At 37.5% G+C, this 11,786-nt stretch carries 9 protein-coding genes; 8 read left to right on the plus strand and 1 reads right to left on the minus strand.

What is annotated here, in order from left to right; translation table 11 throughout:
- Nucleotides 1–72: 72 nt before the first annotated feature.
- Nucleotides 73–1,212: a Gfo/Idh/MocA family protein gene (locus tag E0E32_RS03850; protein ID WP_130859029.1), complete on the plus strand. Its 1,140-nt coding sequence runs from the start codon at nt 73–75 to the stop codon at nt 1,210–1,212.
- Nucleotides 1,213–1,276: 64 nt separating this feature from the next.
- Here the strand turns inward: E0E32_RS03850 and E0E32_RS03855 are convergent, their stop codons facing one another.
- Nucleotides 1,277–2,314 carry a LacI family DNA-binding transcriptional regulator gene (locus E0E32_RS03855; protein WP_130859030.1) on the minus strand — a complete coding sequence of 346 codons (1,038 nt, stop codon included), beginning with the start codon at nt 2,312–2,314 and terminating at the stop codon, nt 1,277–1,279.
- A gap of 571 nt (nt 2,315–2,885) precedes the next feature.
- On the opposite strand from E0E32_RS03855, the gene E0E32_RS03860 reads away from it, so the two are divergent.
- From E0E32_RS03860 to E0E32_RS03890, 7 genes are all read left to right on the plus strand, one after another.
- A complete protein-coding gene (locus tag E0E32_RS03860) occupies nt 2,886–4,211 on the plus strand; it encodes an extracellular solute-binding protein (RefSeq protein ID WP_130859031.1) in 1,326 nt (441 codons plus the stop codon).
- Nucleotides 4,204–5,082, plus strand: a complete 879-nt coding sequence (locus tag E0E32_RS03865) for a carbohydrate ABC transporter permease (RefSeq protein WP_066195939.1) — start codon at nt 4,204–4,206, stop codon at nt 5,080–5,082. The genes E0E32_RS03860 and E0E32_RS03865 overlap by 8 nt, the downstream gene beginning before the upstream one ends.
- Nucleotides 5,069–5,902 carry a carbohydrate ABC transporter permease gene (locus tag E0E32_RS03870; protein ID WP_130859032.1) on the plus strand — a complete coding sequence of 278 codons (834 nt, stop codon included), beginning with the start codon at nt 5,069–5,071 and terminating at the stop codon, nt 5,900–5,902. Before E0E32_RS03865 ends, E0E32_RS03870 begins: the two co-directional genes overlap by 14 nt.
- Before the next feature lie 161 nt (nt 5,903–6,063).
- Entirely contained in the window at nt 6,064–7,347 is a 1,284-nt protein-coding gene (locus tag E0E32_RS03875; protein ID WP_130859033.1) for an IS110 family RNA-guided transposase, read from the plus strand.
- Nucleotides 7,348–7,849: 502 nt separating this feature from the next.
- Complete coding sequence (locus tag E0E32_RS03880; protein ID WP_130859034.1) at nt 7,850–8,806, plus strand: DUF1861 family protein; 957 nt, start codon at nt 7,850–7,852, stop codon at nt 8,804–8,806.
- Entirely contained in the window at nt 8,806–9,852 is a 1,047-nt protein-coding gene (locus tag E0E32_RS03885; protein WP_130859035.1) for a BtaManbiosPhlase, read from the plus strand. The genes E0E32_RS03880 and E0E32_RS03885 overlap by 1 nt, the downstream gene beginning before the upstream one ends.
- Nucleotides 9,853–9,919: 67 nt before the next feature.
- Nucleotides 9,920–11,662 carry a phospho-sugar mutase gene (locus E0E32_RS03890; RefSeq protein WP_130859036.1) on the plus strand — a complete coding sequence of 581 codons (1,743 nt, stop codon included), beginning with the start codon at nt 9,920–9,922 and terminating at the stop codon, nt 11,660–11,662.
- Nucleotides 11,663–11,786 lie beyond the last annotated feature (124 nt).

An 11,786-nucleotide genomic window follows, 5' to 3' on the forward strand; every position in this document is an offset into this window, starting at 1 on the left:
AGTGACATAGATTCTATCTAACAATTGAGAAGTTTCTTGAAAGAAGGTTCTCAAACAAAAGGAGAGGTTCACATGTTAAACGTAGCCGTAGTAGGCACAGGGGCGATTTGCCCTTCTCATCTTCAAGGGTATTTAACGTTTCCAAATCAATGCGAGATTGTCGCCTTGTGCGATATCTATCCGGAAAAAGCGGAGAAAGTAAAAAAGGAATTTTCTTTATCTTCCACAGTGTATAGCAATATGACGGATTTACTGGCACAGGAGAAGGTAGATTTAGTGTCTATTTGTACACCGCCATACACCCATGCTCCCTTAGCGGTTGAAGCTTTGGATGCAGGGAAACATGTGCTGGTCGAAAAACCAATGGCCTCTTCACTAGAGGAATGTGACGCCATGAATGAAGCTGCGAAACGAAATGATAAGATCCTATCAATTGTGGCGCAGAATCGCTTTACGACGCCGATGATGCGGATGAAACATCTCTTGGAAAAAGACCTGATTGGGGATGTGTTACACACACAGGTCGATTCTTTTTGGTGGCGCGGACATAGCTACTACGATTTATGGTGGCGTGGGACATGGGAGAAAGAAGGTGGTGGCTGCACGCTAAACCATGCTGTTCATCATATCGATATTTTTCAATGGATGCGCGGCCTGCCAGATGAGATTACCGCAGTGACAAGTAATACAGCCCATGATAATGCGGAGGTAGAGGATATTTCCATAGCTATAGGCCGTTATAAAAGTGGTAGTCTGGCTCAAATCACTAGTTCCGTTGTTCACCATGGGGAGGAGCAACAATTGATTTTCCAGGGGGAAAAGGCGCGCGTTTCTGTTCCTTGGCAGGTCAAGGCGTCGCTTGCGCAAGAGAATGGCTTTCCGACAGATAACAAGTCGTTAGAAGAGACCTTAACGGAGGCATACGAAAACGATCCTGCCCTTATTTATGAGGGCCACGCAGGTCAAATTCAAAATGTGCTGGAAGCCATTCAACATAATGGTCAAGTGTTGGTTGATGGTGTGCAGGGGCGCCAAACCTTGGAGTTGATTACCGCCATTTACGAATCGGCTAATTATCAACGTACCGTAAAGTTACCCTTAACGGAAGCCAGCCCATTCTATACCAGTGAAGGGATTTTAGAGAATGTCAAACACTTTTATGAAAAAGGAAAATCGATTGAGAATTTTGAGGATAATGAGATTACGACTTGAAGGAAAGGTGAATGGGGTCAAAGAATATTTTTATTTGTTCTTTGATCCCATTTTTTCTATGCATTTATAACTTGTAATGATTATTTCGATTAATTGTTGGCACAGGCCCTGTGGATTCCCGTTCAATAAGGTGGGTATTTAACAGAATTTCCTGAAGCTCTTCCTTAGGGTGATCCATACGCCATATCAACTGTTCAACGGCCTTCTTTCCATATAAAGTTAAATCGGTATTCACCGTTGTTGTTTTGGGAGTTGTTAAGCGGGACAACTCTCCATTATCAAAGCTGCAAATAGATATGTTATATGGTACTTGGTACCCCTTCATTTGTAAGATTGATAATACAAAGAAGCCGTATCCATCATTTACACAGAACCATGCCGTTGGTTGCTGTATTTGGCATAACCTGTCATTAATAGCTTCTCTAGATTCATGAACGTTTAACACCATAAATTCTTCCTTAACCTGCAGTCCATTTTCTCGAAGTGCTAACAAATAACCTTCCCAACGTTCTTGGTAACTTGGCGAAAACTCTACATTACCAATAAAGCCGATATTGGTATGCCCCAAATCTATGAGATGTTGAACGGCTTTATAGGCTGCAAATCTATTATTTAAGAGAATAGCGTCTGCAGCATTTGAGGGATGGTGATGATCAACCATTACTGTTGTAATTCCTGTGTCAATAATGCGGTTAATATATTCCGAGCTGATATGTGAAATGATTAACATCCCTGACACAGACTGATCTTGTAAAAATGAAGGTAATAGCAAATTGTCTCGTGTATGGTGATCAATGGACTGAATCTTTAATTGCATATTCCTTTTCTTTAATTCTCGTTCAATTGATAGATAAATCTCTCCAAAAAAATTTTTTTGTGAGAAAGCAAAATCTGAAGCTATTAATCCAATCACTTTTTGTTCATTCATTTTTGTTGATTTTTTAGTAGGAACGTATTGATACCCCATTTTGTTAGCCGTTTCTTTAATCAATGCTCTAGTAGAATCACTGACACCAGGTTTACCAGAAAGAGCTTGTGAGATTGCATTTTTTGAAATATTTAATTTGTCTGCTATATCTTGCATCGTAACCTTTTTTGGCATAATTGTTTCTCCTATATTTAAGATTTAAAAGTGTATTATCAGAATCCCTCTTTATTCTATACTAACCAATAGTAGATTACAAAAAACAAACTCCATTTGTAACTTTACAAAATCAATTAATACCTGAAAATAATGTGTATGAAATATGTAGCTGAAGAAAAATAAAAAAGGATAATTGCTACTCTTACTTTCTTTGTAACAAATTATCACCATTTTGTCGAGAAGACTGTGTATAAATTATTCTTGATTATTTAAATGGCTATGAAGATCATTATTTGAAATGAAATCATTCAACATTATAAAAATTTCTATATAATCTATTGACTATTTATTTTGGTAGCATTATAATTAATTTTGTAAAGTTATTTAAGCGGTTTCTTTTCATTATTATAATTTTGTAAAGTTATTGTAAAGTTGAAGAGGTATGATGTTGCCAGTGTTTTAAAAAATATCATATCTAACCCATCATTTCTTTATCTACTAAATTATATATGTTGTGTAGGTAGCGGTTATTTTAATGAAGAGAACTCATGTTAAGTTTCTCAAAAAATAATAAACGGAGGTCAAAGAAATGAGAAAAGCATCATCTTTATTATTAACTGCAATATTAGCATTGTCAACGTTAGCGGCTTGTCAGAATAACACGGGAAATCAAGACTCGGAAAGTGGTACGCCAGGTGTAACAGAAATTGATTTTTGGGCAGCGACTAACCCACCGCAAGAAGCGTTTTGGAAAAAAGTTGCGGATGAATTTAATGAAGAAAATGATGATATTCATGTGAATGTGAGTCAAATGCAAGAATCTCCGACTTCTGAAGCATCTGTTCAGTCTGCTATTGCGGGTGGAGAAGCACCGACATTTTCGGAAAATATTAACCGTGGTTTCGCTGCTCAATTAGCAAATAGTCAAGCGCTTGTTCCGTTAAATGAGGTAGAAGGGTTTGATGAATTGATAGAAAGTCGTAATATGGCTGAAACGATTGAATCATGGGAATTTTCAGATGGAAGCCAGTATGTATTGCCTATTTATTCTAATGCTATGTTATTTGCCTGGAGAACTGATATATTACAGGATTTAGGTTTTGATGATATCCCTGAAAATTACAGTGATGTCTTAGAAGTGGTAGAAGCATTAAAGGCTTCTGACAATGAGAAATTTCTCTGGGCTAAACCTGATTTAGGATCACCTGAAGGTTGGACTAGATGGTTTGATTTCTTTATGTTGTACAACGGAGCTTCTGACGGTAATAACTTCGTGGAAGGAAACGAACTAATTGCTGATGACGAAGCGGGTAAGGCAGTATTGGAATTTATGTCTCAACTAGAAGGTGAAAATGCTTTACTAACTAGTGAAGCAAGTGACCCATTTGAAACGGGGTTAGGTATTTTTTCTGACCTTGGACCTTGGTCTTTCCCTTATTGGAGTGAACAGTTTCCAGAAATGGTTTATGGGGAAACCTTTGAACTTTCAGGACCACCAGTACCAGATGGTATGAGTACAGATAATGTAAAAACATTCGCCGATGCGAAGGGGATTGTATTTTATGCGTCTGCCACAGAAGAGGAGCAAGCGGCCGCCATGGAATTTTTGACGTGGGTATATTCGGATCCAGAGAGGGATCTGCAATGGTTTGAGGAAACAAATATGCCGCCAGCACGTGATGATTTGACATCTAATGAATCATTTAATGCCTTCTTAGAAGAGAATCCAGCATTAATTCCATATGCAGAGGCAGTTCCTAATGGAGTACCACCCATTGATAATCCTAACTACAATGATATACAAACACAAATAGGGGAGCAAGCGTTTAATCCAGTTGTTAGAGGGGAGAAAGACCCTGAACAGGCTTGGAAGGATATGAAACAAGCTATTGAGGGGGAACTCCAAAATGAATAACAAAAGTGACAACAGGTTGGGCTGGCTATTTGCTAGCCCTTACCTATTATACACATTTATTTTTTTCTTAATTCCGTTAGTCTGGTCTGTCTATTTAGCATTTACAAATTGGGATCTTATTTCTCCAACATATGACTTTATAGGGTTAAATAATTTTATCCAAGCGTTAAAGCATCCGGGAGTTCAATCAGCTTTTTTTGTAACGTTTAGGTTTCTTGCTGTTTACGTACCAATGGTTATTTTTCTATCGCTAGTGGTAGCTCTAACAGTCCAAGGGTTGCCAAGGTTAAAAGGAATATTTTTGGTAGGTTTCTTCTTACCATACTTAGCCTCTGGAGTTGTTTCGGCGTTTATCGTTAAAGGGATTTTATCCTATAATAGTCCGTTAAATGAGTTTTTAAGAGGAATAGGTTTGGATATTGATTGGTTAGGAACCCCATTTTCGGCCCTTGTAATTGTAGCGTTTATGATCGCCTGGAAATTTTCTGGTTATTATGCATTGATTTTAACTGCAGGTTTGGAAAGTATTAATGGTGAAGTCTATGAGGCTGCTGCAATTGATGGTGTATCAGGATGGCAAAAGTTTTGGAAAATTACTTTGCCTTTATTGTATCCATCGCTTTATACAGTCATTATTTTAGCTGTAGGAGTTACTTTTGGGATTTTTACAGAGGTATACCAGTTAACCGGTGGAGGTCCTAATTATGCAACGAATACGTGGCAGATGGAAATTTATAACCAAGCTTTTTCTAACATGGATGCAGGTTATGCCTCTGCCGTTGCGTTAATTGCTTCAATTGTGACATTTGCCTCTATTTATGTATTTAAAAAATTACTAGAACTGTGGGGGAAACGAAATGGTATGGTCTAAAAAAAATAAATGGCAGACTTTTAAGTATGTGTTTGCATTAGCTTTACTAACGTTAATGATTTTTCCCTATATTTATATGGTATTAATGTCGTTTGCAACATGGGATCAGATTGATAGAGTGCTAATACCTACAGAATTCACACTGCGTTCTTATGAGTGGTTGTTTAATCCTCAAGAAGCTGTCGTTCCTAGGCCTTGGCTGCGTTCCTTTTTTAATACGGTCATTGTTTCTGGTGCATCGACTTTTCTTATGATGATAACGGGTATCGTTGTCGCATATACCTTAGCGAAAATAAAATTCAAGGGTGGTATATTTCTCAATAATGTGATCTTATTTCAAATGTTCTTTCCGGCTGTGATCTTGCTTGTGCCCCTGTTTTTACTTGTACAAAATGTTGGTTTATTTGATACGTATTGGGCGATGATTGTTCCTAAAGCGTTGAGTTTATGGGCTGTTTTTATGTATACAAACTTTTTTCGTTCAATTCCAGATACATTTATTGAATCGGCTAAATTAGATGGGGCATCTACTTTACAAATTATGTTCAAGATTGCCGTTCCTATGTCTAAATCTATTACGACAGTTATTTTCTTATTTCTATTTATGGAAAGATGGACGGAATTACTATGGGATATGATTGTTGTTCGAAGTGACCAAATGTTGACGCTCAACGTTTTAATTTCTCAAATGTTCGGTCCTTATGGAGGGTATCCAGGCCCAATGTATGCTGCCTCCGTTTTATTGACGTTACCTATTGTTATTTTGTTCCTTTTCTTTGCCAAACGATTTAAAGAGGGTATGCAATTTACGTTGAAATAGATTATAAGATAATGGTTTTCTTATGGTTTTTTAGTTTAAGAAAGCATTCCTGTAATAAAGCAAAATGAGGATTGAACCAAAAAAGCCCCCTTGGTATGATACGAGGTGTCCACAGCTGATCAGCAAAAATGGACCCTTAAATAAAACCAAGGAGGACTATCATGAATTATAAACAAAATGAAAAGATATTACAACTCACGGATGAAACTCTAATTGTAGGGGTAGACATTGCCAAAGAAAGGCATGTTGCCCGTGCCCAAGACTTTCGAGGGATTCAGTTCGGAAAAGCATTGTACTTTGACAATAGTTTGGAAGGTTTTCAGCACTTTATGTGTTGGATGAATGAATTAGCCTTGGAAAACAATAAACATCATAGAATGATAGGTATGGAACCTACTGGGCATTATTGGCTGCCATTAGCTTATTGGCTAATGGAGAAACACCAAAAAGTCGTTGTCGTTAATCCAGCCCATGTGAAAAAGTCAAAAGAGCTAGATGACAACTCACCGACGAAGAATGATGTGAAAGATGCTAGGGTTATTTCACGCTTAATCCAAGATGGCCGCTATTCTGAACCGCACTTACCAGAAGGAATCTATGCAGAACTTCGAGAAGGTATGAATATGTACGATCAATTAATGAAGGACCTTCAAGCAGTACAAGGCCGCGTTCATCAATGGATCGACAGGTACTTCCCGGAATATACAGCAGTCTTTGCGAAATGGGAAGGACAATCATCGATACAAGTATTAAAAATGGGTTTGTTTCCGGATGAAATCGTGGAAACAGATGAAATGACAATACTTTCAGAAATCCGTAAAGAGGTCAAAAGAGGAGTTGGATTGAAAAAGGTCCGACAATTAAAAGAAACTGCGCGTCATTCTATAGGTCTTCAGGAAGGTAGAACCATGGCGAGGATGAAAATCATCACACTGATGGATCAATATACTCTCCTTCATGAAAAAATGAATGAAGTGTGGAAAATGATAGAAGAATTAATGGGCACCATTCCAGGTGTAAAGGAAATGACGGATATTAAAGGGATAGGAGATATTACGATAGCTGCCTTCTTAGCAGAAGTAGGAGATTTAAACAAGTATGTTCATCCAGAACAGATCATTAAGTTAGCAGGGTTGAACTTAAAACTGGAAACGTCAGGAAAATGGAAAGGAAAAACGGTCATTACCAAGAGGGGGCGCCCTAAACTACGTGCCCTACTTTTTAAAGTCATTTTGCCCTTAGTCAATCATAACCCTGCATTTAAAGCATTACATGAGTATTTTACAACAAGAAAAGAAAATCCATTAAAGAAAAAGCAATCCTTAATTGCCTTGTGTTGTAAGTTGATTCGAGTGTTGTTTACTGTAGGTAAGAAGCAAGTAGCATTTAGTCCAGAAAGGATGTTACGTGATATTCCGCATTTTCGTTTACAAGATGCAGCTTAATTAGACGAACGGTTTTACTCTGTTTTAACGAGAGCCATTTTTAGAATGTTGATTTTAGTTGGTTTTACAATAACATCTGAAGCACGGAGCAGTCGGCAAATTTTTATACAATCGGGCAATGACCCTGTAGGAAAGCATCGCCGGCCCCCACTTCATGGATAGACCGAACGAGGGAATGTGTGCGCAATGACGCTGTGAGATGTGGGAGGGTTTGTCACCATGAGTATTGTGGGATTTATTGTGCGATCATAACACCATATATTACCATTTTTTTCAAAAGAAAAGGATGGCTTATTAAGTACACCCTTTTCCTCAAAAACTGCATGAATTGTTTGGTTATAGCTAGTAAAGATGTTCATAATCCATTCAAATAAAAATGAAATTCTAAGAAAAACAAAGAAAACAAGAGAAAACGTTAGTATATAGAGGGAGGTGTACATGATAAAGTGAGCTTCTGTTGAGTTTTTTATAAGATATTCATTGTGAAAAGGATGAGAAATAAATGATAAAACTAATAAAGAACGATTTAAAAACGTGCGATGTGTTAGTAGATGAATTTAAACAAACTATCCAGCCAACAAATCCGGAAAAATTATTATTTTCTGGAGTGAACGGCCGTGATGTTTATAATATCACTGCTCCTTTTTTGGATGAAGGAGATTTCATTATTGCCGGTCGAGTAGAGGAAAGAGATAGTGAAGATTCTCAAGTGTACTTTTTTGTAGAACATAATGGAAGGTGGATACCACGGGAAGGAGCGCCAATCTTTGATTTGCAAGATCCTTTTGTTACTAGAATAGATGGTGAGCTTGTTCTAGGTGGTGTGGAAACCTTTCCTTCACCAACCATTGAAGGAGCATTAGGATGGCGTACGATTTTTTATAAAGGAAAATCTCTCGCATCTTTGAAGCGTTTTGCACAAGGTCCAGATGGAATGAAAGATTTGCGCCTTGTAGAGTTACAAAATGGTTCCATTGGTGTTCTTACTCGTCCTCAAGGTAAGAAAGGAGGAAAGGGTAAAATTGGTTTTTCGAAAATTTCTTCTCTAGATCAGTTAACTCTAGAGGTGATCGAAGTAGCACCACTTTTGACGGGCCAGTTCAAAGATGAAGAATGGGGTGGAGGAAATGAAATGCATGTCTTGTCTAACGGATTATTAGGAATATTAGGACATATAGCTTCCTTTGATAAAGTGGGAAAGCGTAAATATTTCCCTATGGTTTTTGTACTGAATCCTGAAACTTTAGAATACTCTGATTTACAAATTATTGCACTTCGTTCCAATTTTATCAATGGACCGGCGAAAAGAACTGATTTAGTGGATGTGGTTTTTAGTGGCGGGCTGGTTCGAAAATCAAACGGAACAGCAGTTTTATATGCGGGAATTAGTGATGTTGAGGCACAAACAGTTACTATACAAGATCCCTTTATACAATATGAGAATGAGGAGAATAAGTGATGAAAATATATCGATACGAAGAAAATCCAGTTATTACCCCAAAGGATGTGAGACCGCACCGTGAAGATTTTGAAGTTATAGGGGCGTTTAATGCTGGTATAACGGAGTACGATGGAGAAATAATTATGTTACTACGAGTAGCGGAACGTCCTATTAATAAAAATCCAAATTTAGTAAAAGTACCAATTTATAATATACAACAAGACAGTCTAGAAATTATGGAGTTGAATGCTGATGACAAAGATTATGATTTTACTGATCCAAGATCTATTTTAAAGCATAATAAATATAAGTATTTAACATCCATTTCTTATCTTCGTATTGCAAGAAGTAAGGATGGTCGTAATTTTACAGTGGACAATGATCCATTCCTATATCCATCGAATGAATTGGATATGTTTGGTGTGGAGGATCCTCGTATAACTAAAATTGGTGATACGTATTATATCTATTTTAGTGCCGTTTCTTCTATGGGAGTTGGTGAATCATTAGTTTCTACAAAGGATTGGATTCAGATTGAACGTCATGGAATGATTTTTGCTCCTGAAAACAAAGATGTACTTATTTTTCCAGAAAGAATCAATGGGAAATATTACGCTCTTCATCGCCCGGTGCCTAAGTCGTTTGGTGCACCAGAGATTTGGATAGCAGAATCTGGAAATCTATTATACTGGGGAAATCATAAGCCTCTACTAGGTTTGCGTGAAGGGCAATGGGATGACGGTCGAATCGGTGGTGGAGCCGTTCCGATTAAAACAGATAAAGGATGGCTTGAACTTTATCATGGTGCTTCAAAAGATAATCGATATTGCATGGGAGCTGTCTTGCTTGATTTGCAGGATCCGACTAAGGTAATTGCTCGCTCGCGACAGCCATTCTTAGAGCCAGAAACAGATTATGAAACCAAAGGCTTCTTTGGAGATGTGGTTTTTTCTTGTGGTGCGTTAGTAGAAGGTGATGTAGTAAGGATGTACTATGGTGTGGCAGATACATCCATGGCTTGCGCAGAATTAAGCCTTCAAGAAATACTAGACTCATTAGTGTGAAAAATCATAGACAAGAAGATGTAAAGAAAGAATTAAGGGTTGATCCAACGAAGTAAGGGGACTAGTGATGGAGTGGCAGAGACAATATAATAAATGGAAACATTGTGAACGATTAGATGAAGAATTAAGGGTAAGACTTATTGAGCTAGAAAGTAATTCTATGATATTAGAAGATAGCTTCTATAAAGCATTAGCATTTGGTACTGGAGGAATGCGGGGGGAGATAGGTCCTGGTACAAACCGCATTAATATGTACACGATTCGTAAAGCAGCAGAAGGCTTGGCAAGTTACATTACAGAAAGTGGTGATCAAGCTAAAAAGCGAGGAGTTGTGCTAGCCTATGATTCCCGTTTTAAATCGTCGGAATTTGCTATGGAAGCAGCAAAAACATTAGGAAAACATGGTATTTTAACTTATGTGTTTCAATCTTTACGTCCAACACCAGAGCTATCTTTTGCTGTTCGTTATTTAAATGCATACAGCGGTATTGTGATTACAGCGAGTCATAATCCGCCTGAATATAATGGATTTAAAGTATATGGTGCGGATGGAGGACAGATTCCGCCGTCTGTTGCTGAAGAAATAATGGTAAAAATAAATCAAGTAGGAAATGAATTGGATGTTGAAGTAGCGCAAGAAGAAAAGTTAAAAGCAGCTGGTTTATTGAAGATAATAGGTGATAAAATAGATAAAGCGTATCAGAAGCAATTGCAAACGATTGTAATCAGTCAAGACATTATCCATGAAACTGCCTCAGCTTTGAAGATTGTCTATACTCCATTACATGGGTCAGGTAATATACCCGTGAGGGAATGTTTAAAAGCTATTGGATTTCAGCATATAAAAATAGTCCCAGAGCAAGAACTGCCAGATCCAAACTTTTCAACCGTGGAAGCGCCCAATCCAGAAGAGCATGCAGCCTTTAAATTAGCAATTCAATATGGTGAAAAATTAGACGCAGACATATTGCTGGGAACGGATCCAGATGCTGATCGTGTAGGTGTAGCAGTAAAAAATAATCAAGGGATATATCAAGTATTGACGGGAAATCAAATTGGAGCAATCCTACTTCACTATTTAATCACACAAAAGAAAGCGAGTCACACGTTAAAGGATAATAGTATCGTGCTAAAAACGATTGTGACCTCAGAAATTGGACGAAAAATTGGGGATGCTTATGGTATAAAGACTCTTGATACCCTAACAGGCTTCAAATTTATAGGTGAGAAAATAAAAGAATTGGAAGAAGATGAGGACAGGCAATTTTTATTTGGCTATGAAGAAAGTTGCGGATATCTGATTGGTGACTTTGTTCGTGATAAAGATGCTGTTCAATCATGTTTAATGATTGCAGAAGTAGCAGCTTTTTATAAATCAAAAGGAAGAACACTTTATCAAGGGTTAATCGATATTTTTGAGGAGTATGGTTACTATCTGGAAACGATGAAATCTTTAACACTGAAAGGAAAAAATGGGAACGAACAAATAAAGAAAATAATGGACGCATTTCGTAGCAAACCCCTTCTTAGTGTTGCTGGTAAGGAGGTAGTTCTTATAGAGGATTATCAGTCTAGGATAAGGACAGACAGTGCTACGAAGAGACAAGAGACCATTCATCTTCCGAAATCTAATGTATTAAAGTTTTATTTGGAAGATGACTCATGGTTCTGTCTAAGGCCATCTGGTACGGAACCAAAGATTAAGTTTTATTTTGGGGTTAGAGAGGAAACGATGGCTACTAGTGAACAATTACTTGATTCTATTAAAACAGTAGTACTGCTCCATATAAGACAGTTGATAAGTGGTTAATGAAAAAAGCAACAAACAAGTGCTATTTGCTAATTTGTTTTAATGAATGAAAACCATCCTGGCAAATCTTATAGTCAGGATGGTCATTGTTAAATATTATACTGTTGCTGTTAGACGGTTAAGA

Source organism: Gracilibacillus phocaeensis, from assembly GCF_900626275.1.
Taxonomy (GTDB): domain Bacteria; phylum Bacillota; class Bacilli; order Bacillales; family Amphibacillaceae; genus Gracilibacillus; species Gracilibacillus timonensis.

Coding starts and splice junctions, on each gene's coding strand:
- E0E32_RS03850 (WP_130859029.1), top strand. CDS start 73: ATGTTAAACGTAGCCGTAGTAGGCACAGGGGCGATTTGCCCTTCTCAT.
- E0E32_RS03855 (WP_130859030.1), bottom strand. CDS start 2,314: ATGCCAAAAAAGGTTACGATGCAAGATATAGCAGACAAATTAAATATT.
- E0E32_RS03860 (WP_130859031.1), top strand. CDS start 2,886: ATGAGAAAAGCATCATCTTTATTATTAACTGCAATATTAGCATTGTCA.
- E0E32_RS03865 (WP_066195939.1), top strand. CDS start 4,204: ATGAATAACAAAAGTGACAACAGGTTGGGCTGGCTATTTGCTAGCCCT.
- E0E32_RS03870 (WP_130859032.1), top strand. CDS start 5,069: ATGGTATGGTCTAAAAAAAATAAATGGCAGACTTTTAAGTATGTGTTT.
- E0E32_RS03875 (WP_130859033.1), top strand. CDS start 6,064: ATGAATTATAAACAAAATGAAAAGATATTACAACTCACGGATGAAACT.
- E0E32_RS03880 (WP_130859034.1), top strand. CDS start 7,850: ATGATAAAACTAATAAAGAACGATTTAAAAACGTGCGATGTGTTAGTA.
- E0E32_RS03885 (WP_130859035.1), top strand. CDS start 8,806: ATGAAAATATATCGATACGAAGAAAATCCAGTTATTACCCCAAAGGAT.
- E0E32_RS03890 (WP_130859036.1), top strand. CDS start 9,920: ATGGAGTGGCAGAGACAATATAATAAATGGAAACATTGTGAACGATTA.